Raw genomic sequence first — 26,627 nt, forward strand, 5'->3', positions numbered from 1 at the left:
CCGGTCAAGGAACCGGTCAGGAAACCGGACGAGGAACCGGACGAGAAACCGGTCAAGGAAGCGGACGAGGAACCGGGCAAGGGACCGGGCAAGGGACCGGCCGAGAAGCCGGGCGGACAGCCGGGCGGACAGCCGGGCGGGAAACCGGGCGAGGGGCCGGGCAAGGGGCCGGGCAAGGGACCCGGCGAGGAGCCGGGGCCGCGGCCCGCCCCCGCGCGGCCGGGGACGCCGGAGCCCGGACGGCGGCCCGTGCCCACGCCGGGGGAGGTGTTCCCGCGGCGGAAGCCGGGGGCGCCGGCCCGCAAGCCGCGGCAGCGCCTCGCCCGCCGTCACCCCGACCCTGTCCGTCCTGTCGTCCTGGCTACTCTGGACCCATGGACTACGTCGCCGCACTCCTTCCGCCGGCCGTGACGGCCGCGTTCTTCATCGCTGTGGTCAGGGTGATCGTGAAGTCTCAGGGCGGAGCCGCGAAGGCCAAGGAGGACGCGGCCGTGGAAGCCGCCCTCGCGCGGGCGCAGGGCAACCCCCAGGGCTCGGGGACCGGCGCCTCCACCGACGCCTGAGGGGCGCCTCACCCGGCGTACGGCTCCGCTCCCGATGGGACGCGTGCCCTTTTTGTCCGCATCGGGTGATAAAAGTGCTTGTTCAACACGCCATAGCCGGGATCTCCCATTAGGGTGTCGAGATGTGCCTCGGCCTCTGGGAGAACTCGAAGACGCGGTCATGACGCGGGTGTGGAAGTGGAACCGCCCGGTGACCGTCCGGGAAGTCCTGGAAGACCTCCAGCGAGAGCGCTCCATCGCGTACACCACCGTGATGACCGTTCTGGACAACCTCCATCAGAAGGGCTGGGTGCGCCGCGAGGCGGAGGGCCGGGCCTATCGATATGAGGCCGTCTCCACCCGCGCCGCCTACGCCGCCGCACTGATGAACGAGGCCTGGTCCCGCAGCGACAACCCGGCCGCCGCTCTTGTCGCCTTCTTCGGCATGATGAGCGACGAACAACGGCAGGCCCTGCGCGATGCCGTACGCATGGTGGAAGGCGGCACCGAAGTCCCCGCCCCCGCTTCCGGAGAACAACCCGCCGAAGAGTCCGCCGAGAAGCCCGGCGAAGAGTCCGCCGAAGTCGTGAGGGAAGTCCCGGATACCGCCGAAGCCGCGGATACCGGTGACGAGAACCCCGGCTCGGCGTCGGGCGGTCGCGGACGATAGCGTCCGCTCATGTCCGCAGAGCGTCCCGAAGAGACCACGAAAGCCATCACCGTCCGGCGCGCCCGAACCAGCGATGTCCGGGCCGTGCGCCGGCTGCTCGACACCTACGTTCGCGACGGTATCCTGCTCGACAAAGCAACGGTGACCCTTTACGAGGACATCCAGGAGTTCTGGGTCGCCGAACGCGACGACAACGCGGAGGTCGTCGGCTGTGGCGCACTGCACGTGATGTGGGAAGACCTGGCGGAAGTGCGCACTCTCGCGGTGAAGCCGGGCCTGAGAGGCGCCGGTGTCGGACACCGGTTGCTGGAGAAGTTGCTTCAGACCGCACGCGAGCTCGGTGTTCGCCGCGTATTCTGCCTGACCTTCGAAGTGGAGTTCTTCGCCAAGCACGGCTTCGTGGAGATCGGTGAGACCCCGGTCGACGCCGATGTCTACGCGGAGCTGCTGCGTTCCTATGACGAGGGGGTGGCGGAGTTCCTCGGTCTCGAACGAGTGAAACCGAACACCCTGGGCAACAGCCGGATGCTTCTGTATCTGTGATCCACATTCTGCCCGGTGACCGGGACGGCGTTCCCTATGTCCGAAACGCGCATGTTTCCGGGTGGGGCGCGCGGTCGGCCTCTCCCGGGGGTTTGTGTTTTCCCCGCAAAAGCGGTTTGCTTTCCGGCGTACTGTTGTAGTGCATATAACAGGGGACGGCGAAACGGCGGACACCGACCACCCGGCCCTCACGTTATCGATGAAAGGAAATCCGGTGGCACAGAAGGTTCAGGTCCTTCTTGTCGATGACCTCGACGGCAGCGAGGCGGACGAGACCGTGACGTTCGCGCTGGACGGCAAGACGTACGAGATCGATCTCACCACTTCCAATGCGGACAAGCTCCGTAGTCTTCTCGAGCCGTACGTCAAGAACGGCCGGCGTGTCACAAGCCGTACCGGCGGACGCGGAAAGTCGCGTGCCGCTTCCACCGGCAGCCAGGACACCGCGCAGATCCGCGCCTGGGCGAAGGCGAACGGCTACGAGGTCAACGATCGCGGCCGAGTCCCCGCGAGCATCCGCGAGGCCTACGAGAAGGCGAACGGCTGACCCTGGGGCCGCGACAGGCCCCGGGGACGCGCGGGCGGCGGTGCGCACACGCGCCGCAGCCGCATCCGGTGGCAGTGCGTCGCCAGCGTGTCCACCAGCCGTACGAGATCGGGGGCGCTCCGGCCCCCCTTCACGGCCGGCGACAGCGTCGGCAGCGAGGCCTCGACCTCGCACCCAGCCCCGGGGGGCCGCAGCCATACGGCGGCCCCCTGCGAACCGGAGCAGCCCGGAGGAAGCGGCCGCGCTCCACGTGCCCCGGCGCCCGGCGGCGGCGCCTCCATCAGCGCGCCCTCGCCCAGGGCCACCAGATCCAGTTCCAGCACCGACGGGCCCCATTCCAGCCACCGCAGTACTCCGGGCAGCTCCTCCGCACTGCCCGCCGCCACCAGCAGCCGCATCCGGTCCCCGCTCACCGCGACCGGGGAGCCGGGCCCCAGATGACGCAGTGCGGCGCGTCCGGCCTCCACGGGCACGTCCAGGACGTCGAAGCGGAGCCCCACGACAAGTCGTACCGGTTCTCCGGGCACCGTCGCCCATCCCAGCTCGTTCTCGTACCAGGACCGCCAGTGCTGCCGGCGCTGCCGGTGCCGGGCCTCGTCACCGGGGCCGGGCGGCCGACGAGGCGACGGAAGGCAGGGCGACGGAAGATGGGGGGACGGAAGAGAAATCGGAGGGAGGCTGTCGGCCATGCCGGGTGCAACCGTCGGGCACGCCCGGAAGTCACGGTGAGTGCCGCGGGGTGTGCCCCAAGTGGCGAATCGGGGGCGCGTGGGAGCAAGGAGGGAGCGCAAGGGTGTTCGCCCGTAGCTGAGGGAAATGGTGCGCGCGGCATGGAGTGTCCGTGCGTGCGGGTAAGACATGCCTAGTGGGAGGGGTCGACGCGCAGGCGGCACCCGGGCAGCCGAGTCTCACGTTCGCCATCGGCGTAGTGGCGACTGGGGTATCTGCCTGGCCTGCGGGAACATCGTCTCGCACCATCGGGTTGGAACGGATGTCGGCAGTCGAGGTCAGGAGGCCAAGGACGGTGTCGGCAGTTGGAATGAGCGGTCCCCGCTTGCGGGACTAAGCTGCGGAAGGACAGGGAGGGGAAGTACCCCCCACTGCCTGACCGCTCTGAGGAGCGATTAACGATGTTCGAGAGGTTCACCGACCGCGCGCGGCGGGTTGTCGTCCTGGCTCAGGAAGAAGCCCGGATGCTCAACCACAACTACATCGGCACCGAGCACATTCTCCTGGGCTTGATCCACGAGGGTGAGGGTGTCGCCGCCAAGGCCCTTGAGAGCCTCGGGATTTCGCTCGAGGCGGTCCGCCAGCAGGTGGAAGAGATCATCGGCCAGGGCCAGCAGGCGCCGTCGGGTCACATTCCCTTCACCCCCCGTGCCAAGAAGGTCCTGGAGCTGTCGCTCCGCGAGGCTCTTCAGCTGGGTCACAACTACATCGGCACGGAGCACATCCTGCTCGGCCTGATCCGCGAGGGCGAGGGCGTCGCCGCCCAGGTCCTGGTGAAGCTGGGCGCCGACCTCAACCGGGTGCGGCAGCAGGTGATCCAGCTGCTGTCCGGTTACCAGGGCAAGGAGACCGCCACGGCCGGCGGGCCTGCCGAGGGCACGCCCTCGACGTCCCTGGTCCTCGACCAGTTCGGCCGGAACCTCACCCAGGCCGCCCGGGAGGGCAAGCTCGACCCGGTCATCGGGCGCGAGAAGGAGATCGAGCGGGTCATGCAGGTGCTGTCCCGCCGGACCAAGAACAACCCGGTGCTGATCGGTGAGCCCGGCGTCGGCAAGACCGCCGTCGTCGAGGGGCTGGCCCAGGCCATCGTCAAGGGCGAGGTGCCCGAGACCCTCAAGGACAAGCACCTCTACACCCTGGACCTCGGTGCCCTGGTCGCCGGCTCCCGTTACCGCGGTGACTTCGAGGAGCGCCTGAAGAAGGTGCTCAAGGAGATCCGCACCCGCGGCGACATCATCCTGTTCATCGACGAGCTGCACACGCTGGTGGGTGCGGGCGCCGCCGAGGGCGCCATCGACGCGGCGAGCATCCTCAAGCCGATGCTGGCCCGCGGCGAGCTGCAGACCATCGGCGCGACCACCCTGGACGAGTACCGCAAGCACCTGGAGAAGGACGCGGCCCTGGAGCGCCGCTTCCAGCCCATCCAGGTCGCCGAGCCGTCCCTGCCGCACACGATCGAGATCCTCAAGGGCCTGCGCGACCGGTACGAGGCGCACCACCGCGTCTCCATCACCGACGAGGCGCTGGTCCAGGCCGCCACGCTGGCCGACCGGTACATCTCGGACCGCTTCCTGCCGGACAAGGCGATCGACCTGATCGACGAGGCCGGCTCCCGGATGCGCATCCGCCGGATGACCGCGCCGCCGGACCTGCGCGAGTTCGACGAGAAGATCGCCTCCGTCCGCCGGGAGAAGGAGTCCGCGATCGACTCGCAGGACTTCGAGAAGGCCGCCGCCCTGCGCGACAAGGAGAAGCAGCTCCTGGCCGCCAAGGCCAAGCGGGAGAAGGAGTGGAAGGCCGGCGACATGGATGTCGTCGCCGAGGTCGACGGCGACCTGATCGCCGAGGTCCTGGCCACGGCCACCGGCATCCCGGTCTTCAAGCTGACCGAGGAGGAGTCCAGCCGCCTGCTGCGGATGGAGGAGGAGCTGCACAAGCGGGTCATCGGCCAGGACGACGCCGTCAAGGCACTGTCCCGGGCGATCCGGCGGACGCGTGCGGGTCTGAAGGACCCCAAGCGCCCCGGTGGCTCGTTCATCTTCGCCGGCCCCTCCGGTGTCGGCAAGACCGAGCTGTCCAAGGCGCTGGCGGAGTTCCTCTTCGGTGACGAGGACGCGCTGATCTCCCTGGACATGTCGGAGTTCAGCGAGAAGCACACCGTCTCCCGCCTCTTCGGCTCGCCCCCCGGCTACGTGGGCTACGAGGAGGGCGGCCAGCTGACGGAGAAGGTGCGCCGCAAGCCGTTCTCGGTCGTCCTGTTCGACGAGGTCGAGAAGGCCCACCCGGACATCTTCAACTCGCTGCTGCAGATCCTGGAGGACGGCCGTCTGACCGACTCCCAGGGCCGGGTGGTGGACTTCAAGAACACGGTCATCATCATGACCACCAACCTCGGCACCCGGGACATCTCCAAGGGCTTCAACCTGGGCTTCGCCGCCCAGGGCGACACCAAGACCAACTACGAGCGGATGAAGAACAAGGTGTCGGACGAGCTCAAGCAGCACTTCCGGCCCGAGTTCCTCAACCGCGTCGACGACGTGGTCGTCTTCCCGCAGCTGACGCAGGAGGACATCCTGCGGATCGTCGACCTGATGATCAGCAAGGTGGACGAGCGCCTGAAGGACCGGGACATGGGCATCGAGCTCTCCCAGTCCGCCAAGGAGCTGCTGGCCAAGAAGGGCTACGACCCCGTCCTGGGCGCCCGGCCGCTGCGCCGGACGATCCAGCGCGAGATCGAGGACGCGCTCTCCGAGAAGATCCTCTTCGGCGAGCTGCGCCCCGGTCACATCGTGGTCGTGGACACCGAGGGCGAGGGAGAGGAGCAGGTCTTCACCTTCCGGGGTGAGGAGAAGTCGGCGCTGCCGGACGTCCCGCCGATCGAGCAGGCGGCCGGCGGAGCCGGGCCGAACCTGAGCAAGGACGTGTAAGGCCCAAGGACGTGTAAGAGGCCGCCGCACCCGGTCTGGACCGTCCGAACCGAAAAGAACCGAGAAAAGGGGCTGCCCCGGGACTTCGAGTCCCGGGGCAGCCCCTTCGTGTGCCTCTGTGCGCCTCGTCGGGCGTGTGCTCCGTCGGGCCGGGTCAGGACAACTGCCCGTCGTAGTCCGGCAGCTTGAAGGTCCTCTCGGCGTGCCCGCCGGACAGGTCGGACGCGCTGTTGCCGATGTTCGCGATGATCGTGTAACCCTGGGACTCGATGGCGGCGCGCTGGGCGGTCTTGTAGTCGGCGACGTCCTTGAACAGGTCGAGCAGGCCGCGGACGTGGAGGCCGTCGACGCGGTAGCCCTCGTGCGTGAGGTTGAACCGCGTCACTTCCTTGAGAATGCCCGGGCGGGCCGTGACGAAGAACAGGGAGACACCGTTCTCCTGGGCGTACTGGGCGGCCTTCAGCACGGGCTTGTTGGCCGGCTGGGGGAAGCTGAAGCCGAAGTCGGTCTCCAGGGTCGTGTTGTCGATGTCGAACACGATGGCCTGCTTCTCGCCCGGCCTGCTGTTCGCGATCCGCTGCCGCAGATAGGGCATGGCCTCGTCCATCACGGCCTGGCAGTCCCGCTGCCAGGTCTCGTAGTCGACCTTCGCCGCCGCGGTCGTGGCGGCGGCCGTGGCCGTCACCGTGGTGCTCGTGGAGGAGGCCGGGGCGCTCGTCGCGGCCTGGGCGCCGGCGGGGACGGCGAACACCGTGGCAGCGACCGTGGCGAGGGCGGTCAGGCGGGCGCGGCGCGTCCACGTGCCTGTGGTCATGGGGGGTCCTCTCGCGTCCGTGACACTGGCTTGTTGTGTACATGATGCTCATGTGCCGGGGCGGCGAGAGGGGAACCAAGAAATTACCAGGAAGTAACTCTGTTGAGACCGGGGCCATATGAGGGCGGTCACAGGAAAAGGGGGGTGAATTCCACCCTTTGGTGACAAGGCGCACAGGAGGTTTGTCCGGTACTAGGGCATTTAGTACGGAGTGGCGATTAACAAATCGGACAATTCGGACGACAGTGCAGTCCGCCATGGGCCCTCTACAGGGCATTTATCCCAAATGGGCCAGTCGTCAAGAGATGTGCACCACTTCCTGCTCTTACTACTTTGTCTCGTAGTAGGGGTGTTTGAGCGCTGATGAACGGCGGGGTTACCAAGGGATCGCCGCCCGGCGAGGACAACCCTCCGGGTGGTCCCCTTGTCCCCCATCCCCAGAGGTTTCGATGTTCCAGCGCGCCACGTTCCGTTCCGCCCGTCCGGCCAAGCTCCGTACTCGTGCCGCCGTCCTGGCCGCCGGTCTGGGAGTCTCGGTCGCCCTGGGTGCGGGTGCGGGAGCGGCGTCCGCCGCCGGGACCACGGCGGCCCCCGCCGCCAACTCCGCCAAGTCGGCCGTCGGCTGGGTCACCCCGGTGAAGAACTACAAGCTCACCGCCGGCTTCAACCAGAACGGCGCCCGCTGGGTGCACAAGCACAGCGGTCAGGACTTCGCCGTGCCGGTCGGCACCCCGGTTCTCGCCGTGAGCGCCGGCACCGTCGTCAAGGCCGGCCCCAACGGCGCCGGTGACGGCCCCGCCTACGGCAACGCCGTCGTCATCAAGCACGCCAACGGGAAGTACTCCCAGTACGCCCATCTCTCCCGCATCGACGTGAGGATCGGTCAGAAGGTCGCCGCCGGCCAGCGCATCGCCCTGTCGGGCAACACCGGCAACTCCACCGGTCCGCACCTGCACTTCGAGATCCGTACGACCCCGAACTACGGCTCCGCGGTCAACCCGCTGGCCTACCTGCGGCTCTGAGGCGCCGCCCGCCCGGCCCGGACCGCCGCACCGTGCCGCCGCCCGCTGGAACCAGCGGGCGGCGGATCCGTGTCAGGGCTTGTGCGCGTCCTGGTGCGCCTGGGTCACCAGATCGATGGCGACCTCGAGGGCGGCCTTGCGCCGTTCCTCGAGGTCGCCTCCGAGGTCCTGCAGGATGAACATCCCGGCGTGCAGCGTGAAGAGGGCGCTGACGCAGCGGACCTGGTCGACCATGTTCGCGTCCGGGTCGACGATGATGTCCTTCAGGCCGCGCATCCGGTTCTTGAAGGTGTCCCCGATGCGCAGTTCCCGGAGCGTGGCCTGGTTCTCCTGCATGAAGCGGAACAGCGGCGCGGCCCCGGCGAGCGCCTGGTCGTAGCGCCGGAGGATCTCCTGCTTGGTCTCCAGCGTGTGCGGCTGCCGCCGGCCCCACTCGATCAGCTCCTCCATCGGCCGCGTGAGGCTCTCGAAGAGGCTGACGAGGATCTCCTCCTTCGTCTTGAAGTGGTAGTACAGGGCCGCCTTGGTGACGCCCAGGCGCTCGGCGATCTCCCGCAGGGAGGTCTTCTCGTAGCCCTGCTCGGCGAAGAGCTCCAGCGCCACGTCCAGGATGCGCTGGCGGGTGTTTCCGCGGCGCTGCTGCTTGGTGCCGTCCATGGTGGGGCCCATCCTCGTACTCCTCGCGCTCACTGAGAACCTACCTGCCGGCCGGCCGCCGAAACTTACTTGACGCCCGGCTAGTAGCGGCTCTATTTTTTCGGAGTGTAGTCAACTTGCCGGTCGGCAAGTAAGCGGCAATCGGATGGGGGAGCACCACAGATGGCGGAGACCGTGACAGCCGGGCCGGACACCGGTCAGGGCGGCACACGACCAAGGAGCGTGCGGGTCGTCCTGCTCGCACTCATGATCGCGATGATGCTCGCGATGCTGGACAACATGATCGTGGGCACCGCGATGCCGACGATCGTCGGTGAGCTCGGGGGGCTTGAGCACCTGTCATGGGTGGTCACCGCCTACACCCTCGCGACCGCCGCGGCCACGCCGCTGTGGGGCAAGCTCGGCGACATGTACGGGCGCAAGGGCGTCTTCCTGACCTCGATCGTGATCTTCCTGATCGGCTCCGGGCTGAGCGGCATGGCGCAGAACATGGGCGAGCTGATCGGCTTCCGCGCCGTCCAGGGCCTGGGCGCCGGCGGCCTGATGGTCGGCGTGATGGCCATCATCGGCGACCTGATCCCGCCCCGTGAGCGCGGCAAGTACCAGGGCATGATGGCCGGCGTCATGGCGCTGGCGATGATCGGCGGTCCGCTGGTCGGCGGCGCGATCACGGACCACTGGGGCTGGCGCTGGGCCTTCTACATCAACCTTCCCCTCGGCGCGGTGGCGCTCGTCGCGCTCAGCGCCGTACTGCACCTGCCGAAGAAGCGGGCGCAGGCGCGGATCGACTACCTGGGCGCCGTGCTGCTGACCGTCGGCATCAGCGCCATCGTGCTCGTCACCACCTGGGGCGGCACGGAGTACGCCTGGACCTCCGCGCGGATCATGGAACTCAGCGCGATCGGCGTCGTCGCGCTCGTCGGGTTCGTGTTCCGGCAGACCAAGGCGGCCGAGCCGATCGTGCCGCTGCACATCTTCCGCAGCCGCAACTTCAGCCTGATGTCGCTGGTCGGCTTCATCACCGGCTTCGTGATGTTCGGCGCGGTGCTCTTCCTGCCGCTCTACCAGCAGGCGGTGCAGGGCGCCTCCGCGACCAACTCCGGTCTGCTGCTCCTGCCGATGCTCGGCGCGATGATGGTCGTGTCGCTGATCGCCGGCCGGATCACCACCAACAGCGGCCGGTACAAGATCTTCCCGATCCTCGGCAGCGCACTGATGATCGCCGGGCTGTACCTGCTGTCCCTGATGGACACCGGCACCACCCGTCTCACCTCCGGCCTGTACATGGCCGTCCTCGGCGCCGGCATGGGCTGTCTGATGCAGATCACCATGCTGGTCGCGCAGAACAGCGTGGAGATGAAGGACATGGGCGTGGCCTCCTCCTCCACCACCCTGTTCCGTACGCTCGGCTCCTCCTTCGGCGTCGCGATCATGGGTGCGCTGTTCAACAGCCGCGTCCAGCACGAGATGGCCGAGCGGGCCGGTGCCCTGGGCTCGAGGATCACCGAGGGGTCCGCGCAGCTGGACGCGGCGAGCCTCGCCAAGCTGCCGGAGCAGGTCCGGGAGGCCTACCAGCACGCGGTGTCCGCCGGTACGCACTCGGCGTTCCTGCTGGGCTCCGTGGTGGCGGTCGTCGCACTCGTCGGCGCGGTGTTCGTCAAGGAGGTCCCGCTGAGGGGGGCGGGGCCGGCGCAGCGGAACCAGGACGGCGGGGCCGGGGCACAGGCGCAGGAGCCCGTGGCGGAGGCCGTCTGACCGCCGGCCGGCGCCACGGCCCGGGGGGCGCCTACCGCTCCTGGAGCAGGGGGCAGCCCCCCGTGTCCGTCGGCGCGCGCTCCGGCAGCCACAGCACGGCGACCGCGCCCTCGGCCGGAACGTGCTCGGGGGCGCCCGCCGGGCGGACGTTGCGGAAGGTCAGCCGGGCGCCGAGGACCCGGGCCTGGCCGGCGGCGATGGTCAGACCAAGGCCGTGGCCGTGCCCGGCGCGGTCCCCGCTGCCGGTGCGGAAGCGGCTCGGGCCCTCGGCGAGCAGCTCCTCGGGAAAGCCCGGCCCGTGGTCGCGCACCCGGACGACCCGGCCCTCCACGGTCACCTCGATCGGCGGCCTGCCGTGCTGGGCGGCGTTGGCGAGCAGGTTGAACAGCACCCGCTCCAGGCGCCGCGGGTCGGTCGTCACCTTCGACTCGTGCACCACGCGCACCTCGACGTCCGGGTCCTTGGCCGCCACCCGCCGGGCGACGAACTCGCCCAGCAGGACGTCCTGCAGCTCGGCCCGCTCGGAGGCGCCGTCGAGCCGGGCCACCTCCAGCACGTCCTCGACCAGGGTGCGCATGGCCCTCGCACGGTCCAGGACCAGCTCCGTCGGCCGGCCGGGCGGCAGCAGCTCGGCCGCCGTCAGCAGCCCGGTCACCGGAGTGCGCAGCTCGTGCGCGATGTCCGCCGTGACCCGGCGCTCCGCCTCCAGCCGCTGCTGCAGGGCGTCCGCCATCGCGTCCACCGCGCGTGCGAGGTCGTCGGTCTCGTCCCGTACGACACCGCCGATGGCATCCCGCACCCGTACGTCCCTCGCGCCCCGGGCGACCTGGTCGGCCGCGGTCGCCGCCTTGCGCAGCCGGCGCGAGAGCCGGCCCCCTATCAGCACTCCCAGCGCGCTGCCGCCGAGCACGACCGCGATGGAGCCGATGACCAGCGCCTGGTCGAGATCGTCGAGCATGTTCGCGCTGCGGTCGGGCACATGCGTACGCAGGGACAGCACATGGCCGTCCGCGACCGGAACGGCCGCCCAGACGAGGGCCGGCCGGCCCTCGGGGTCGCTCACATACGTCGCCTGCCGGCCCCGCTCGGCCATCTTCCGCAGCTCGGGCGGCAGCTTCGGGTCGTCGACCTGGACACCGGGGAAGTTCGGCCGGCCCGACAGCTCGTAGCTCCGCTGGGCGATCCGGACCCGTTCGATGGCCAGGTCGCGCGCGTTGTCGAGCATCGACATCCGCGCGGCGTTGTGCACGACCAGGCTCAGCGCGAGCGCCACCAGCGCGCCGACCAGCGCGATCGCCGCGCTGAGCTTCCACCGCAGCCCCGTGCGGATCCCGGTGCGAACCCCCGTACGCGTTTTCGTGCGCGTTCTCGTGCGCGTTCCCGTGCACTCCGGGTGGTCCGGGAGCAGGCGCCGTGTGATTCCCCGCATGGCCGGCTCCGTTCAGGCTTTCAGCTTGTAGCCGAAGCCGCGGACCGTCTCGATGCGGTTCTGGCCGATCTTCGTGCGCAGGCGCTGCACATGGACGTCGACCACACGGGTGTCGCCGCCCCAGCCGTGGCCCCACACCCGCTTCAGCAGCTTCTCGCGGGACAGAACCGTGCCCGGCGCGGAGGAAAACTCCAGGAGCAGCCGCATCTCCGTGGGGGTGAGCGCCACCGGCCGGCCGGCCCGGCGCACCTCCATTCCCTCCGTGTCGACCTCCAGGTCGCCGAAGGTCAGCACTCCGCCGTCCCCCGCCGCGAGGGCCTGGCCCGGCGCGCCGGCGGCGTGCCCGAAGCGGCGCAGCACCGCGCGGATCCGGGCGACCAGCACGGCTCCGTCGAACGGCTTGGTCACATAGTCGTCGGCCCCCGCCTCCAGGCCCAGGACCACGTCGATCGGGTCGGCACGCGCGGACAGCATGATCACCGGCACCGTCGACTCGTCACGGATGCGGCGGCACAGGCTGACGCCGTCGAGGCCGGGGAGCATGACGTCCAGCAGTGCGATGTCGGGCTGCTGGGCCCGGAACGCCTCCAGTCCCGACAGTCCGTCGGGCATGGCCGTGACCCTGAAGCAGTTCCGCTCCAGGGAGAGCTGTGTGGCCTCACGAATGACGTCGTCGTCCTCGACGAACAGGACGTGGGTCTGCTCTGCCATCCCGTGCTCTCAGTCCTCGTGTGCTTCTTGTCGTGCGGTGCGGTGCGGTCGGACGTGACTCACTGAGTGGACGCACCGGCCGCCGAATGCGTTCACCGGTGAGCCGGGAAGGGGGGCGCCGCCGGAGGCGTTCGCCCGGGGGCGGGACCGCCGCCGTGTCACTTTCCGGAGGCCTCGTCGTACGTGCGGTGCGTGCGGAACTCCTCGGTGAACCGGTCCCCGGAGGACCAGCGATAGGTGATCACGTCCTCGCCGGACGGGCTCGAGAGCCGGTCGCCCTTCGCGTACACCTGCCTGGTCACCACCAGGGCACCGCAGTCGATCTCGGCGTGGACCGGGGGATCCTCGGCCTTGAAGACGTTCTCGTACCCGCCGCCCCGCTCGCGGTAGACGTAGGAGCCCAGGCCCACCGCGTCCTCGCAGGTCAGGACGTTGACGACGAGGTCGTCGGAGGAGCTTTCGGTCAGATCGCCGTACGCCACGTCGACGGGGTACTCATCGGCCGCGCACGGTTTCAGGGCCCGCTTGACCGCGGTCGAGACCTGCGGATCCCGCAGAACGAGCCGGACCGCGTCCACCAGCTCGGTCCAGGCGGTGGGACCGGGGGAGGGCGGGGCGGCGGGATCGGCCATGGCGGAAGGACCGGGGGAGGCCGTGGCGGTGGGACCGGGAGCGGCCGGGGCGGCAGGACGGGAGGAAGCCGGGGCGGCAGGGCGGGAGGAGGGGGCGACGGTGGACCGCACCGCCGGGCCGGCAGGGGCCGGCCCCTCGTCACGGATCCCGGTCCCTCCGGTGCCGCAGGCGGACACCAGCAGGGCAAGGGCGGTGAACACGACCGCCGCCGTGCTCACCGCCCCGACGGTGTCCTGGGACGGGACGCCCCCGGGGGCGGCGTCCCCGCGGGTCAGGCCGCGCACCGCTCCCGCTCCTCACGCTCCGCCGGCGTGCGGGCGTCCGGATCGCGGGCCTGAAGCTCCTCGCGGAGCCGAGCGAGCGCCCGGTGCAGCACGCTCTTGACCGTGCCCGGGGAGATGCCGAGGGCGGTGGCCGTCTCCCGCGTGGACATCTGCTCCCAGTGCCGCAGCACGACGACACGGCGCTGCTTGGGAGCGAGAACCCGCAGGGCGTCCAGCAGGAGCGCGCGGTCGGCGTGCCGCTCGGTGGAGTCCTCGACCGAGGGGTCGGGCAGCTGCTCGGTGGGGACCTCCTCCAGCTTCCGGGAGCGCCACCACTCGGTCCGCGTATTGATCATCACACGGCGCAGATAGGCGTCCGCGAGCCGCTTGTCGGTGATGTCCTCCCAGTGGCCGTACGTCCGCACGAGCGCCGTCTGGAGCAGGTCCTGGGCGTCGCTCGGGTTCGGCACCAGCCGATGCGCACTGCGCAGCAGCGCGTCCTGCCGGGTGCGTACGTACTCCTCGAACTCGAGCACCTCTCCCCGCACCATGTCCAACCGCCTCCCGGTCCCCGTGTCCCGGCGTCGTCCGGCCCGTCCGCCGCCGGTTCTCCTGTCGGTGAGCGGGCGGCTGTGGTCGGCAGCCGCCCGGTGCCTGTCAGGCACGCGACCGAAGGTACGGAGGTGTTGTCACGGCACTGTCCGAAGCAGCCCGCGATCAGCGCTCGACTGGATGTCGGTTGTGTAACAACGGTGGAGGCAAAGCGGGGCGGCGCCCCGGTCGGTCCGTTCGCACCACGGCAGGGGGCCGGGCGGCGTGCGGGAGCGCGGTACGCACACCCGCGACGCCCCCCGAAGGCCCTCGTGCGTCCGTGAGGTGATCGTGCGTCAGGTCACCGGCAGCCGGTACAGCCCGCCCGGCAGCGGTTCCACCAGGCCGTCCGCGACGAGTCCGTCCAGGGCCCGGGCCCGCTGGACCGGCTCGTGCCAGACCCGGTCGAGCACCGCCTGCGGCACCGGTGCGTGGGCCTCGCGCAGGACGGCGAGCAGCTTGCCGCGGACCTGCCGGTCGGTGCCGGCGTACGTCTGTCCCCGGCGCGGCGGTCCCTCGTGCGGGGGCTTGCCCGCGAGCCGCCAGGCGCAGTGCTCGGCGATCGGGCAGCGGGTGCACGCCTCGTTCTTCGCCGTGCACACCAGCGCGCCGAGTTCCATGGAGGCGGCGGCCCAGCGGGCCGCGGTCCGCGCGTCCTCGGGCAGCAGGGCGCGGGCCAGGCGGCGTTCGGCCGCGGTGGTGGCGTTCGGCGGGTACTGCACGCCGGTGACCGCGCGGGCCAGCACCCGGCGGACGTTGGTGTCCAGCACGGCGTGCCGCTGCCCGTAGGCGAAGGACGCCACCGCCGCGGCCGTGTACTCGCCGATGCCCGGCAGGGCGAGGAGCTGCGCGTGCTCGGTGGGGACGTCGCCGCCGTGCCGTTCCGTTATGGCGACCGCGGCGCCGTGCAGACGCAGGGCGCGGCGCGGGTAGCCGAGCCGGCCCCAGGCGCGGACGGCCTCGCCCGGCGCCTCCTTGGCGAGGTCGGCGGGGCGGGGCCAGCGTTCGAGCCACTGCTCGTAGACCGGCAGCACACGGCTGACCGGCGTCTGCTGCAGCATGAACTCGCTGACCATCACGCCCCAGGCGCCGGCGTCGGGGCGTCGCCAGGGCAGGTCGCGTGCGTTGGCGTCGAACCAGCTGATGACCTGGGTGTGCAGAATCCGGCCGAGGGACGAGACGGACGCCTCGGGATCGGCGGGCGTGCCGGTGTCCGCCCGGGCGTCGGTGGCGGGGGCCGGAGTGTCGGAGCTGCTGTGTGGGGGCAGTGTGGGCGCAGTCATGGCACGTCCGATCCTGCCACGTGGGGGTGCACGGCCGTGTGACCCGCGCGAGCCGGTGTCGTCACCAAGCGTGATCGTATGGATACGTAAATCGCAAGAGAGGCCGCTTATAAGGACGTTGCCGGGATGATGATCTGGAAAAGTTGTCGTCACAGCGGCGGGTGGGGCAAGGGACGGCAGCGAACTCTCGTACAGTTTGGACCGTGGGATCTCTGCGCAATCCGGTCGGTCCGCTTCCCGCCTCCATCTACTGGCGTCGGAGGATCGTACTGCTGTCCGCAGTCGCCCTGTTGGCGCTGCTGATCACCTGGCTCCTCAGCCTGGGCGGCGGAGACCGCAAGGACAACAGCGGTAAGTCGGACAGCAAGCACCCCGCACCCTCGACCATCACGCCGGGACCCTCCGGTTCCGGCCCCGCGATCAGTGAACACCCCGGCGGACGCGACGAGTCCGACGACGAGAGCGCCGGCGGGGCGGACTCCGGTGCCGGCGCTCCCGGCGGCACGGGCGGAAGCGGCTCCGGGTCCGGTGGGGCGGCCGGCGGCGACGGTGACGGCGCCAGGGGCGGCGAGAGCGACGGCACCAGGAGCGGCGGCGGTACGGGTCCCGCACTGCCGGCCGGCAGCACACTGCCCAACTGCACCCCGAGCGCGGTGAAGTTGACGCTGCGCAGCGTGCGCAACTCCTACGACCCCGAGGAGAAGCCCGCGCTCGAACTGGTCGCCAGGAACTCCTCCGGCAGCGACTGCAAGATCGATCTCGGGCCGAAGACCGCGGTGGTGACGATCAGTCAGGCCGACAGCGACGACACCTACTGGTCCTCGGCCGACTGCCCGAAGACGGCCGGGAGCCGGCTGTACCGGGTGCCGGCGGGCAGCAGCATCACGTACACCATCACGTGGGACCGCAAGCCGAGCGCCGCGCAGTGCGCGACGCCTCCGGCCGGATCGGCCCGGGCGGGCACCTACCTGGTGGAGGCGAAGGTGCCGGGCTACGACGACAGGCTGCGGACGTCGTTCGTGCTGGAGGCGGCCTGACGGTGCCGCTCCGGCGGCGTCGCTCCGGCGGTGCCGTGCGGACCGGGCACCGGACCGGGCGCGCGGGCCTCGGCACCGGACCTTGCTCCTGATGCGGTCAGGCCGGATGCAGGGCCTCTGACCGGGTCCTGATCCCGCGGGCGACGGCGTGCGGCCGGGCGCGGCATCGGACCGGACCCGGCGCCGAACGCCTGGCCCAAGTGTTCTGCCCGGACGGTCCGCCCGGGCGTCCTGGTGCGGACGCACCGGCCCAGGCGCGCCGCCTCAGGCGTGCCGCCTCAGACGTACCGCTCCAGGATCGACGACTCCGCCAGCCGGGACAGGCCCTCGCGGACGCTGCGCGCCCGCGCCTCGCCCACACCGTCCACCATCTGCAGGTCGTCGACGCTCGCGGCGAGCAGCTTCTGCAGGCCGCCGAAGTGCTCGACCAGGCGGTCGATGATGGCGCGGGGCAGCCGGGGCACCTTGGCCAGCAGACGGAAGCCGCGCGGGGAGACCGCCGCGTCGAGGGACTCGGGGGAGCCGGTGTAGCCGAGGGCCCGGGCCACGGTGGACAGCTCGAGCAGCTCGGCGTGGGAGAGCTTGTCGAGCTCCGCCAGGGCCTCGTCGACCGTGCGGGAGCGCTTGGCGGTGGGCGCGGGGATGTAGTCCCGTACGACCAGTTCGCGCTCGGGCTCCACGCCGGCGATCAGCTCGTCCAGCTGAAGGGCGAGGAGACGGCCGTCGGTGCCCAGCTCCACCACGTACTCGGAGATCTCGGTGGCGATCCGGCGCACCATCTCCAGGCGCTGCGCGACCGAGCAGACGTCCCGGACCGTCACCAGGTCCTCGATCTCCAGCGCGGACAGCGTGCCGGCCACCTCGTCCAGGCGGAGCTTGTAGCGCTCCAGGGTGGCCAGGGCCTGGTTGGCGCGGGAGAGGATCGCCGCGGAGTCCTCCAGGACACGGCGCTGGCCGTCGACGTAGAGGGCGATGAGCCGCATGGACTGCGAGACGGAGATCACGGGGAAGCCGACCTGCTTGCTCACCCGGTCCGCCGTACGGTGCCGGGTGCCCGTCTCCTCGGTGGGGATCGTGGGGTCCGGCACCAGCTGCACGCCCGCCCGGAGGATCTTCGTCAGGTCCGAGGAGATCACGATGCCGCCGTCCAGCTTGCACAGCTCCCGCAGCCGCGTCGCCGTGAAGTCCACGTTCAGGACGAAGCCTCCCGTGCACAGCGCCTCGACGTTCTTGTCGGAGCCGAGCACGATGAGCCCACCGGTGTTGCCGCGGAGCACCCGCTCGAGGCCGTCCCGCAGGGCCGTGCCGGGCGCCACGGCGCTGAGGGAGGCACGCATCAGGGAATCGGTGGAACTCCCGCCGGACTTTCCTGGAACTGCTGCCCGGTCGTTGGCTGCCACTGCTCTCCTCCGGTCGCAGGTACTCAGGCGCTCCCGTATCGCACCTCGGTTCGTACGGACGGGCGGGACCAGGCCAAAGTCTACCGGCGGTCCTCCTGCTCCTGAGGGGTCTCCCGACGACGGGAACGCGGCAGGACCCGCAGCGCTTCCCCGATGTCGGCGACTTCCAGGACCTTCATCCCCGGCGGGATCTTCCCCGGGTCGACCGGCACGAGCGCGTGCGTGAAGCCCAGGCGCTGGGCCTCCGCGAGCCGGCGCTGCACCCCCGTGACCCGCCTGACCTCGCCCGCCAGGCCCACCTCGCCGATCGCGACGAGATTCTTCGGCAGCGGGGTGTCACTCGCGGCCGACGCCAGCGCCAGGGCCACCGCGAGATCCGCGGCCGGCTCGGACAGCTTCACCCCGCCGACCGTCGCCGAGTAGATGTCCCGCTTGCCCAGCGCGCTGATCCGGCCCCGCTGCTCCAGGACGGCCAGCATCATCGAGACCCGGGAGGTCTCCAGGCCCGAGGTCGTACGGCGCGGGGAGGGGATCTGGGAGTCCACGGTGAGCGCCTGCACCTCGGCGACCAGGGGGCGGCGGCCCTCCAGGGCCACGGTCAGGCAGGTGCCGGGCACCGGCTCGTCGCGGCGGGTGAGGAACAGGCCGCTGGGGTCGGGCAGGCCCGTGATGCCCTCGTCGTGCAGCTCGAAGCAGCCGACCTCGTCCGTCGCGCCGTAGCGGTTCTTGACCCCGCGGACCAGGCGCAGGCGCGCGTGCCGGTCGCCCTCGAAGTGCAGCACGACGTCCACCAGGTGCTCCAGCAGACGCGGGCCCGCGATCGCGCCGTCCTTGGTGACATGGCCCACCAGGAGCGTGGACATCCCGCGCTCCTTGGAGGCACGGATCAGCGCCCCCGCCACCTCCCGGACCTGCGCCATGCCGCCGGGTGCGCCGTCGACCTCGGGGGAGGCGACCGTCTGCACCGAGTCGAGGACGAGCAGGGAGGGCTTGACCGCGTCCAGGTGGCCGAGGACGGCGGCCAGGTCGGTCTCGGCGGCCAGATACAGATGGTCGTCGATGGCGCCGATGCGGTCGGCCCGCAGACGGACCTGGCTCGCCGACTCCTCGCCCGTGACGTACAGCGTGCGGTGCTCGGCGCTCGCGGACTTGGCCGCCACGTCCAGCAGCAGCGTGGACTTGCCGACGCCGGGCTCGCCCGCCAGCAGGACGACGGCACCGGGGACCAGCCCGCCGCCGAGGACGCGGTCGAGCTCGGGCACGCCGGTGGAGCGGGCGGTGGCCTGGCGGCCGTCGACCTGGCCGATGGGCAGGGCGGCGGTGGTGACCCGGCCCGGCGCCGTCGTGCGGACCGCGGGGACGCCGTACTCCTCGACCGTGCCCCAGGACTGGCACTCGGGACAGCGGCCGAGCCACTTGGCCGTCTGCCAGCCGCACTCCGTGCAGCGGTAGGACGGGCGATCCTTGGCGGTCTTGGTACGGGCAGCCATGGAGGAAACCGTAGCCGCCGGCACCGACACCGCCGTCCCCCGGGCGGGCGCCCCGCCGGGTCACGGAACGGAAGGTTTTCTTCCCCTTATGAGGGATCGTTTCACCCGTACGAATTAAAAGTGCTCAAGGGACAAGAGCGGACGAACCAGCGCCGCATACGGTCGCACGGGTGATGAGCAGCAGTCCGGACACCAAGCCCCGCACGACCGGTGCGCACCGGACGCACCGGACACACCGCGAAGCGCGCGACCGAGCTGCCGCGCGCACCTTGGCGCAGCAACCGCTCGCGCACTACGAGCCGTACCTCGACGGCCTGTTCACCTACTGCCTGTCCGTGCTCTGCGACCACGACGCGGCCATCGCCGCCCTCGGGGACGCGCTGGTGTCCGCCGAGCGGCGCGGGCAGCGCGCTCCCGGGGCCGCGGACGAGCGCCGGGCCTGGCTGTACGCGCTGGCCCGCTGGGCGTGCCTGCGCGAGCTGGCCGAGACCCGACGGAACAAACAGAACAAACAGAACAAGCAGAAACGTCGAGGCACGCACACCGCGGCGGGCCGCGACGGCACCCGGCACGGGCGCGTGCGGCCCGCGGCTTCGCCGGTCCCGGACGAGGTCCAGCGGGAGAGACGGCGCGAGCTGACTCTTCTCGCCTGGCCGGAGGCCGCCGGCACCACCCCGGAACAGCGCGAGGCCCTGGAGCTCGCCGTACGCCACCGCCTCGCCGTCCACGAGGTCGCCGCCGTCCTGGGCAGAAGCACCGCCGCCACCCGGGAACTCCTCGCCGCGGCCGCCTGCGAGGTGGAACGCACGCGTGCGGCACTCGCCGTCGTCGAGAGCGGGGCCTGCCCGAGCATCTCCCGTCTGACCGGCGACGACCAGGTGGTGCTCAGCGCGACCCTGCGGCGCGAGCTCGTCCGCCATGTCGACGACTGTCCGCGCTGCCGCCGCGCCGCCGGGCGCGCCCTGCCCGGCCGATGGCCCGGCGCCACCGTCACACCCTCCGAGCTGCCCCTTCTCACGGCGCCCCGCGCGGCCCTGTGCACGGCCCTGGCGCACCACCCCCGCGCGCGGGGTGCCGGCCCCCGTTTCGACCGGCGCGGCTTCCCCTTGAGCCCCAAGGACCACGCGGCCCGCAGGGACCGGCTCCGCGCGCGTGCCGTCACGACGACCGTGGTGGCCACCGTGGTGGCCGCCCCCGTGCTGGCCCTGTGGACCGCCTACCGGGACGCCCCCGCCGGCGGCGGCGAGCGCCACGGCGGCCCCTCCGCCACCGCGCGCGAGGCGCACGACCTGGCCGCCCCGGACAGCGGGCCGGCGGGCGGCGGGTACCAGAACACCGGCAATACCGCCCCCGGACCCGTCACCCGCTTCGGCGGGGGCGACGGACCCGATGTCTCCGTGGAGGTCGTCAGCGTCACCGGCACCGGCCACAAGGGCCGCGAGGACGGCCGTCTGACGGTGACCGCCTCCGGCACCGGCGGCACCACACTGATCACGCTCACCGCCTCCGGCCCCGGGCCGGTCCGCTGGTCGGCCTCCACCGGGGCGTCCTGGCTCTACCTGAGCCGCACCTCGGGCATCCTGAGACCCGGGGAGTCCTTGACGATCAGGGTGTACGTCGACCATCTGCGCGAGCCCTCCGGCCCCTGGAGCGCACGCGTGACGATCGCACCCGCAGGCGCGATCGTCACCCTCCACGGGCGCGGTGTCGCGCCCGGCTCCCCGGACCCCGGTCCCACCCCTCCGGCCGGACCGCCCCCGGCTCCCGGCCCGCAGCCCGCCCCGACCCGGTCCGCCCCCGGGAGCCCCACAAGCCCTCCGAGTCCTCCGAGCTCCCCGGCCGATCCGCCGTCGTCCGACCCGGCACCGACCCCGACCGGCTCCGCCCCGCCCGAGCCGGGCGGACACCCTCCGGTCCCCGGGGACGGCGACGTCCCGAGCAGCTTGGGCCCGTCGGACAGCCCTTAGCTCCGGTCCCTCTCCCGAACCGGACCGGCGGACCCCGCGGGCCCCACGGGGTCGGCGGGATGCGGCGCCGGCAGCAGCGGCAGCCCGGAGGCCAGACGCTCCTCGCACAGCTCGACCAGACGGTCGTAGCCGGCCTTGCCCATCAGCTCGGTCAGCTCGGCCCGGTAGGAGACGTACACCGGCTCGCCCGCGCCGTGCGCCGACGTCGCCGAGGTGCACCACCAGTGCAGATCGTGCCCGCCCGGCCCCCAGCCCCTGCGGTCGTACTCGCCGATCGACACCTGCAGCACACGTGTGTCGTCGGGCCGGTCGATCCACTCGAAGGTCCGCCGGATCGGCAGCTGCCAGCACACGTCCGGCTTGGTCTCCAGCGGCTCGCGGCCCTCCCTCAGCGCCAGCAGGTGCAGCGCGCAGCCCATGCCGGCGGGAAAGCCGGGCCGGTTCTGGAAGATGCACGAGCCCTCGAACCGGCGGGTCTGCCGGGAACCCTCCTCGTCCTCCACGACCCAGCCGCCGAAGGTGCCCTCGGCATGGTTCTGCCAGATGTCCGGCGTGAGCCTCGTCACATGCTCGGCCACCCGCTTCTCGTCGTCCTCGTCGGAGAAGTGGGCTCCCAGCGTGCAGCACCCGTCGTCCGCGCGGCCCGCCTGGATGCCCTGGCAGCCCCTGCCGAAGATGCAGTTCCACCGCGAGGTCAGCCAGGTCAGATCACAGCGGAAGACCTGCTCGTCGTCCGCCGGGTCCGGGAACTCCACCCAGGCACGCGCGAAGTCGAGCCCCTTCTCGTCGGGCTCGCCGGGGTCCGAATCCCGCTGCATCGGCTTCACCGCTTCCCTCCGGTTCGCCGGATTCGTCGACTCCGCCGATTTATCGGTCTTCGTCTTTTTCGTCTTTGGCACCCGTCCAGGGTAAGTCGCCGGCCGTCACGGCCGGGGCCGCCCCGGCCGGGGCCATACGGGCCCAACGCGCCCCGGCCCGCAGTAGCGTTCCGGGTATGAGACTCGGTGTCCTCGACGTGGGTTCGAACACGGTGCATCTGCTGGTGGTCGACGCGCATCCCGGCGCCCGCCCGCAGCCCGCGCACTCGCACAAGGCGGAGCTGCGCCTTGCCCAACTCCTCGACAAGGAGGGCGAGATCGGCCCCGACGGCGTCGACGGACTCATCGAGGTGATCCACGAGGCACTGCGGGCCGCCGAGGACAAGGGCGTCGAGGACCTGCTGCCGTTCGCGACCTCCGCCGTGCGCGAGGCCGGCAACGCCGACGACGTCCTGGCACGGGTACGGAGCGAGACCGGCGTCGAACTCCAGGTGCTCAGCGGCGTGGAGGAGGCCCGTCTCACCTTCCTCGCCGCCCGCCGCTGGTACGGCTGGTCGGCGGGGCGGCTGCTGGTCCTGGACATCGGCGGCGGCTCGCTGGAGATCGCCTACGGCATCGACGAGGAACCCGACGCGGCCGTGTCCCTGCCGCTCGGCGCGGGCCGGCTCACCGCCGCCTGGCTGCCCGGCGACCCGCCCGACCCGGAGGACGTCAGGGCGCTGCGCCGCCATGTGCGCGCCGAGATCGCGCGGGTGGTCGGCGAGTTCAGCCGGTTCGGCGCCCCCGACCACGTCGTCGCCACCTCGAAGACGTTCAAGCAGCTCGCCCGCCTGGCCGGCACCGTCCGCTCCGGCGAGGGCCCGTACGTCCAGCGCGAGCTGAGGCGCGAGTCCCTGGAGGCGTGGGTGCCCAGGCTCTCCGCCATGACGAACGACGAGCGCGCCGGGCTCCCCGGCGTCTCCGACGGCCGGGCGGGCCAGATCCTGGCCGGCGCGCTGGTCGCCGAGGGCGCGATGGACCTGTTCAAGGTGGAGTGCCTGGAGATATGCCCGTGGGCCCTGCGGGAGGGCGTGATCCTGCGGCACCTCGATCACATGAGTCCGGCGGGGACGCGCGGGGAGAACGGGTCCGCGGCACCCCGCGGCCTTTGTGCCCGGACACGGCCCGCCACGGAGGTCCCGCGCACGCGCCCATGACGAACACCACAACGGCCGACGGGCCCCCGCGTCACCCGACCGCACCCCGTAACCTGTCCCTCGTGGTGGAATCCGTTCGTGTCCCGGATGTGAAGGTCGCCCTGTCGACGGCCTCCGTCTATCCGGAGTCGACGGCGACGGCCTTCGAGATCGCCGCGCGCCTCGGATACGACGGGGTCGAGGTCATGGTGTGGAACGACCCCGTCAGTCAGGACATCGAGGCGCTGCGCAGGCTCAGCGACTACCACGGGATCCCGGTCCTCGCCGTGCACGCCCCCTGCCTGCTGATCACGCAGCGGGTGTGGTCCACCGACCCCTGGACCAAGCTCCAGCGCGCGAGGAGGGCCGCCGAGAAGCTCGGCGCGAGCACGGTCGTGGTCCACCCGCCGTTCCGCTGGCAGCGCCAGTACGCCCGTGACTTCGTCTCCGGCATCTGGCGCATGGCGGACGAGACGGATGTGCGGTTCGCCGTGGAGAACATGTACCCCTGGCGCTACCGCGAACGCGAGATGCTCGCCTACGCCCCCGACTGGGACGTCACCAAGGAGGACTACCGCCACTTCACGATCGACCTCAGCCACGCGGCGACGGCCCGCACCGACGCCCTGCAGATGGTCGACCGCATGGGCGATCGGCTCGGACATGTGCACCTCGCCGACGGCAGGGGCTCGGCGAAGGACGAGCACCTGGTGCCCGGCCGCGGCTCCCAGCCCTGCGCCGAGGTGCTGGAACGTCTCGCCACATCCGGCTTCGACGGTCATGTCGTCCTCGAGGTCAACACCCGCCGGGCCATGTCCAGCGCCGAGCGCGAGTCCGATCTCGCCGAGGCCCTGGCCTTCACCCGGCTGCATCTGGCCTCACCGGTGCGGGTGCCCGGGCGATGACCGGCGCTCCCGTCCGGCGTCGCGGCCGTCCCCGCCGTGAGGAGGCCGCCGACACCCGTGACCTCATCCTGACCGCGGCCCGCGAGGAGTTCTCCGAGCACGGCTACGAGAAGACCTCCGTCCGGGGCATCGCCAAGGCCGCCGGGGTCGACTCGGCCCTGGTGCACCACTACTTCGGCACCAAGGAGCAGGTGTTCGAGGCGGCGGTCGAGGTCATCTTCGCCCCCGCCCTGAACGCCTCGAAGGTGGTCACCGACGCACCGCCGGACGACGTGGGCGAACGGCTGACCCGGTTCTTCTTCGGCGTCTGGGAGAACCCGGCCGCCCGCACGCCCCTGCTGGCGGTCGTCCGCTCCGCGCTGACCAACGAGACCGCGGCCGCCGTCCTCCGCCGGCTGATCGCCTCCCAGCTGCTGCGCCGCATTGCCGACCGGATCGACCTGCCCGACGCGGAGCTGCGCGCCGAGCTCGCCGCCGCCCAGCTGTTGGGGTGCGCGATCCTGCGGTATGTGATCAAGCTGGAGCCGCTGGCGTCGGCGGACCCGGAGCAGGTCATCGCGCGGCTGGCACCGGTCGTGCACGGCCATCTCACGGGCGCCTGAGCACCACCGCAGGACACGTCCCCTGCCCCGCCCGCACCGCCACCCGCACCACGTGTCCCGTATGACGGACAGCGCGTCCCGATCCCTGGAAGACCGGCGTAGGCTCGACTGAGTCAGTACTCTGCCGGGAACGCCCGGCGTCCCGGCGGAACGTCCCGAAGGAGCGAGCGACGATGCCCGAGCTGAGGTCCCGCACAGTCACCCACGGCCGCAACATGGCGGGCGCCCGCGCCCTGATGCGCGCCTCCGGTGTACCCGGTGCGGACATCGGCCGGAAGCCGATCGTCGCGGTCGCCAACAGCTTCACCGAGTTCGTGCCCGGCCACACCCACCTCCAGCCGGTCGGCCGGATCGTCAGCGAGGCGGTCCGGGAGGCGGGCGGCATCCCGCGCGAGTTCAACACCATCGCCGTCGACGACGGCATCGCGATGGGCCACGGCGGCATGCTGTACTCGCTGCCCTCCCGCGACCTGATCGCGGACAGCGTCGAGTACATGGTGGAGGCGCACTGCGCCGACGCCCTGATCTGCATCTCCAACTGCGACAAGATCACCCCGGGCATGCTGATGGCCGCCCTGCGGCTGAACATCCCGACGGTCTTCGTCTCCGGCGGTCCGATGGAGTCCGGCCGGACCACCCTGGTCGACGGCACGGTCCGCACCCTCGACCTGGTCGACGCGATCGCCGACGCCGTGAACGACAAGGTCTCCGACGAGGACATCCTCCGCATCGAGGAGAACGCCTGCCCGACCTGCGGCTCCTGTTCCGGCATGTTCACCGCCAACTCGATGAACTGCCTGACCGAGGCGATCGGCCTCGCCCTGCCCGGCAACGGCTCGGTCCTGGCCACCCACACGGCCCGCCGCGCGCTGTACGAGAACGCGGCCCGCACGGTGATGGACCTCACCCGCCGCTACTACGAGCAGGACGACGAGTCCGTCCTGCCGCGCAGCATCGCCACCGCCGCGGCCTTCGAGAACGCGATGGCCCTGGACATCGCGATGGGCGGCTCGACCAACACGATCCTGCACCTGCTGGCCGCCGCCCAGGAGGCCGGTGTCCCCTTCGGCCTGGAGGAGATCGACCAGGTCTCCCGCCGGGTGCCGTGCCTGGCGAAGGTCGCCCCGAACGTCGCCAAGGACCGCACGTACTACATGGAGGACGTGCACCGCGCCGGCGGCATCCCCGCCCTGCTCGGCGAGCTGCACCGCGCCGGCCTGCTGAACGAGGACGTGCACGCGGTCCACAGCCCCTCCCTCGAGGACTGGCTCAAGACCTGGGACCTGCGCGGCGGCTCCCCGTCCCCCGAGGCGGTCGAGCTGTGGCACGCGGCCCCCGGCTGCCGGCGCTCGGCGGAGGCCTTCTCCCAGTCCGAACGCTGGGAGACCCTGGACACCGACCCGGAGAACGGCTGCATCCGCTCCGTCGAGCACGCCTACTCCAAGGACGGCGGCCTGGCGGTCCTCAAGGGCAACCTGGCCGTGGACGGCTGCGTGGTGAAGACCGCGGGCGTCGACGAGTCCATCTGGACCTTCGAGGGCCCGGCGGTCGTCTGCGAGTCGCAGGAGGAGGCCGTCGAGAAGATCCTCACCCAGCAGGTCAAGGAGGGCGACGTCGTCGTCATCCGCTACGAGGGTCCCAAGGGCGGCCCCGGTATGCAGGAGATGCTCTACCCGACCTCGTACCTGAAGGGCCGCGGCCTGGGCAAGGTCTGCGCCCTGGTCACCGACGGCCGCTTCTCCGGCGGCACCTCGGGCCTGTCCATCGGCCACGCCTCCCCGGAGGCGGCCTCCGGCGGCACCATCGCGCTCGTCGAGGACGGCGACCGCATCCGCATCGACATCCCGAACCGCAGCATCGAGCTGCTCGTCGACGACGAGGAGCTGGCCCGCCGCGAGAAGGCGCTGAACGGCGTGTACGCCCCGAAGAACCGCGACCGCAAGGTCTCGGCGGCACTCCGCGCCTACGCCGCGATGGCCACCAGCGCGGACAAGGGCGCCGTCCGGGACATCTCGAAACTGGGCTGAGCCGGGCCGGTCCCCCGGCTCCGGTGCGGGGCCGCTTCCTCGGGAGGCGGCCCCGCACCGTGCCTGTCACGCCTTACGCGTCTCTCACGT

At 71.3% G+C, this 26,627-nt stretch carries 24 protein-coding genes and 1 pseudogene; 14 read left to right on the top strand and 11 right to left on the bottom strand.

What is annotated here, in order from left to right:
- The 5 genes and pseudogenes from ABD224_RS24935 to ABD224_RS24955 form a co-directional block, all read left to right on the top strand.
- Positions 1-411: pseudogene (locus tag ABD224_RS24935) on the top strand (hypothetical protein); the annotation flags it as partial.
- Positions 375-563: a hypothetical protein gene (locus ABD224_RS24940; RefSeq protein WP_344053685.1), complete on the top strand. Its 189-nt coding sequence runs from the start codon at positions 375-377 to the stop codon at positions 561-563. The pseudogene ABD224_RS24935 and the gene ABD224_RS24940, both read left to right, overlap by 37 nt.
- Before the next feature lie 160 nt (positions 564-723).
- Positions 724-1,212 carry a BlaI/MecI/CopY family transcriptional regulator gene (locus tag ABD224_RS24945; RefSeq protein WP_425581048.1) on the top strand — a complete coding sequence of 163 codons (489 nt, stop codon included), beginning with the start codon at positions 724-726 and terminating at the stop codon, positions 1,210-1,212.
- Positions 1,213-1,221: 9 nt separating this feature from the next.
- Positions 1,222-1,755 (top strand): amino-acid N-acetyltransferase, encoded by a 534-nt coding sequence (locus ABD224_RS24950; RefSeq protein WP_344053689.1) that lies wholly within the window; start codon positions 1,222-1,224, stop codon positions 1,753-1,755.
- A 214-nt stretch (positions 1,756-1,969) separates the two neighbouring features.
- Positions 1,970-2,302: a histone-like nucleoid-structuring protein Lsr2 gene (locus ABD224_RS24955; RefSeq protein ID WP_344053691.1), complete on the top strand. Its 333-nt coding sequence runs from the start codon at positions 1,970-1,972 to the stop codon at positions 2,300-2,302.
- Here ABD224_RS24955 and ABD224_RS24960 read toward each other — a convergent pair.
- The gene (locus tag ABD224_RS24960) at positions 2,281-2,991 is read right to left on the bottom strand and encodes an SCO3374 family protein (RefSeq protein WP_344053693.1); all 711 of its coding nucleotides are present in this window, start codon (positions 2,989-2,991) and stop codon (positions 2,281-2,283) included. The genes ABD224_RS24955 and ABD224_RS24960 overlap by 22 nt on opposite strands.
- Before the next feature lie 441 nt (positions 2,992-3,432).
- Here ABD224_RS24960 and ABD224_RS24965 point away from each other — a divergent pair, with 441 nt between their 5' ends.
- Positions 3,433-5,958, top strand: coding sequence for an ATP-dependent Clp protease ATP-binding subunit (locus ABD224_RS24965; RefSeq protein ID WP_344053695.1), 2,526 nt, complete (start codon positions 3,433-3,435; stop codon positions 5,956-5,958).
- 154 nt (positions 5,959-6,112) lie between these two features.
- On the opposite strand, the gene ABD224_RS24970 is transcribed toward ABD224_RS24965, so the two are convergent.
- Positions 6,113-6,772 carry an HAD family acid phosphatase gene (locus ABD224_RS24970; RefSeq protein WP_344053697.1) on the bottom strand — a complete coding sequence of 220 codons (660 nt, stop codon included), beginning with the start codon at positions 6,770-6,772 and terminating at the stop codon, positions 6,113-6,115.
- 449 nt (positions 6,773-7,221) lie between these two features.
- Between ABD224_RS24970 and ABD224_RS24975 the strand changes: the two genes are divergently transcribed.
- The gene (locus tag ABD224_RS24975) at positions 7,222-7,794 is read left to right on the top strand and encodes a M23 family metallopeptidase (protein WP_344053699.1); all 573 of its coding nucleotides are present in this window, start codon (positions 7,222-7,224) and stop codon (positions 7,792-7,794) included.
- A gap of 72 nt (positions 7,795-7,866) precedes the next feature.
- On the opposite strand, the gene ABD224_RS24980 is transcribed toward ABD224_RS24975, so the two are convergent.
- A complete protein-coding gene (locus ABD224_RS24980; protein ID WP_344053701.1) occupies positions 7,867-8,463 on the bottom strand; it encodes a TetR/AcrR family transcriptional regulator in 597 nt (198 codons plus the stop codon).
- Positions 8,464-8,613: 150 nt separating this feature from the next.
- On the opposite strand from ABD224_RS24980, the gene ABD224_RS24985 reads away from it, so the two are divergent.
- Positions 8,614-10,206: an MDR family MFS transporter gene (locus ABD224_RS24985; RefSeq protein WP_344053703.1), complete on the top strand. Its 1,593-nt coding sequence runs from the start codon at positions 8,614-8,616 to the stop codon at positions 10,204-10,206.
- Between the two features lie 31 nt (positions 10,207-10,237).
- On the opposite strand, the gene cseC is transcribed toward ABD224_RS24985, so the two are convergent.
- The 5 genes from cseC to ABD224_RS25010 form a co-directional block, all read right to left on the bottom strand.
- Positions 10,238-11,635, bottom strand: a complete 1,398-nt coding sequence (gene cseC / locus ABD224_RS24990) for a two-component system sensor histidine kinase CseC (RefSeq protein ID WP_344053705.1) — start codon at positions 11,633-11,635, stop codon at positions 10,238-10,240.
- Between the two features lie 12 nt (positions 11,636-11,647).
- Complete coding sequence (cseB, locus tag ABD224_RS24995; protein ID WP_344053707.1) at positions 11,648-12,346, bottom strand: two-component system response regulator CseB; 699 nt, start codon at positions 12,344-12,346, stop codon at positions 11,648-11,650.
- A gap of 158 nt (positions 12,347-12,504) precedes the next feature.
- Entirely contained in the window at positions 12,505-13,263 is a 759-nt protein-coding gene (locus tag ABD224_RS25000; protein ID WP_344053709.1) for a hypothetical protein, read from the bottom strand.
- Positions 13,251-13,793 (bottom strand): SigE family RNA polymerase sigma factor, encoded by a 543-nt coding sequence (locus ABD224_RS25005; protein ID WP_344053712.1) that lies wholly within the window; start codon positions 13,791-13,793, stop codon positions 13,251-13,253. The genes ABD224_RS25000 and ABD224_RS25005 overlap by 13 nt, the downstream gene beginning before the upstream one ends.
- 336 nt (positions 13,794-14,129) lie before the next feature.
- Complete coding sequence (locus ABD224_RS25010) at positions 14,130-15,116, bottom strand: HhH-GPD family protein (protein ID WP_344053713.1); 987 nt, start codon at positions 15,114-15,116, stop codon at positions 14,130-14,132.
- A gap of 203 nt (positions 15,117-15,319) precedes the next feature.
- Between ABD224_RS25010 and ABD224_RS25015 the strand changes: the two genes are divergently transcribed.
- Positions 15,320-16,153: a hypothetical protein gene (locus ABD224_RS25015; RefSeq protein ID WP_344053714.1), complete on the top strand. Its 834-nt coding sequence runs from the start codon at positions 15,320-15,322 to the stop codon at positions 16,151-16,153.
- A 278-nt stretch (positions 16,154-16,431) separates the two neighbouring features.
- Here the strand turns inward: ABD224_RS25015 and disA are convergent, their stop codons facing one another.
- The gene (gene disA, locus ABD224_RS25020; protein ID WP_344053716.1) at positions 16,432-17,553 is read right to left on the bottom strand and encodes a DNA integrity scanning diadenylate cyclase DisA; all 1,122 of its coding nucleotides are present in this window, start codon (positions 17,551-17,553) and stop codon (positions 16,432-16,434) included.
- A gap of 80 nt (positions 17,554-17,633) precedes the next feature.
- A complete protein-coding gene (gene radA, locus ABD224_RS25025) occupies positions 17,634-19,043 on the bottom strand; it encodes a DNA repair protein RadA (RefSeq protein WP_344053718.1) in 1,410 nt (469 codons plus the stop codon).
- Positions 19,044-19,216: 173 nt separating this feature from the next.
- On the opposite strand from radA, the gene ABD224_RS25030 reads away from it, so the two are divergent.
- Positions 19,217-21,010: an RNA polymerase sigma factor gene (locus ABD224_RS25030; RefSeq protein ID WP_344053720.1), complete on the top strand. Its 1,794-nt coding sequence runs from the start codon at positions 19,217-19,219 to the stop codon at positions 21,008-21,010.
- On the opposite strand, the gene ABD224_RS25035 is transcribed toward ABD224_RS25030, so the two are convergent.
- Positions 21,007-21,828: a DUF3109 family protein gene (locus tag ABD224_RS25035; protein ID WP_425581049.1), complete on the bottom strand. Its 822-nt coding sequence runs from the start codon at positions 21,826-21,828 to the stop codon at positions 21,007-21,009. The two genes, ABD224_RS25030 and ABD224_RS25035, sit on opposite strands and share 4 nt — an antisense overlap.
- A gap of 176 nt (positions 21,829-22,004) precedes the next feature.
- Between ABD224_RS25035 and ABD224_RS25040 the strand changes: the two genes are divergently transcribed.
- The 4 genes from ABD224_RS25040 to ilvD all read left to right on the top strand — a co-directional run bounded on the left by ABD224_RS25040 (position 22,005) and on the right by ilvD (position 26,537).
- Positions 22,005-23,024 (top strand): Ppx/GppA family phosphatase, encoded by a 1,020-nt coding sequence (locus ABD224_RS25040; protein ID WP_486388853.1) that lies wholly within the window; start codon positions 22,005-22,007, stop codon positions 23,022-23,024.
- Positions 23,025-23,086: 62 nt separating this feature from the next.
- On the top strand, positions 23,087-23,908 hold the full coding sequence (locus ABD224_RS25045; RefSeq protein WP_344053725.1) for a sugar phosphate isomerase/epimerase family protein: 822 nt from the start codon (positions 23,087-23,089) through the stop codon (positions 23,906-23,908).
- Positions 23,905-24,510, top strand: coding sequence for a TetR/AcrR family transcriptional regulator (locus ABD224_RS25050; RefSeq protein WP_344053728.1), 606 nt, complete (start codon positions 23,905-23,907; stop codon positions 24,508-24,510). Before ABD224_RS25045 ends, ABD224_RS25050 begins: the two co-directional genes overlap by 4 nt.
- Positions 24,511-24,683: 173 nt before the next feature.
- The gene (gene ilvD / locus ABD224_RS25055) at positions 24,684-26,537 is read left to right on the top strand and encodes a dihydroxy-acid dehydratase (RefSeq protein ID WP_344053732.1); all 1,854 of its coding nucleotides are present in this window, start codon (positions 24,684-24,686) and stop codon (positions 26,535-26,537) included.
- Positions 26,538-26,627: the final 90 nt, after the last annotated feature.

Source organism: Streptomyces thermoalcalitolerans, from assembly GCF_039525155.1.
In the GTDB taxonomy this organism is placed as follows: domain Bacteria; phylum Actinomycetota; class Actinomycetes; order Streptomycetales; family Streptomycetaceae; genus Streptomyces; species Streptomyces thermovulgaris.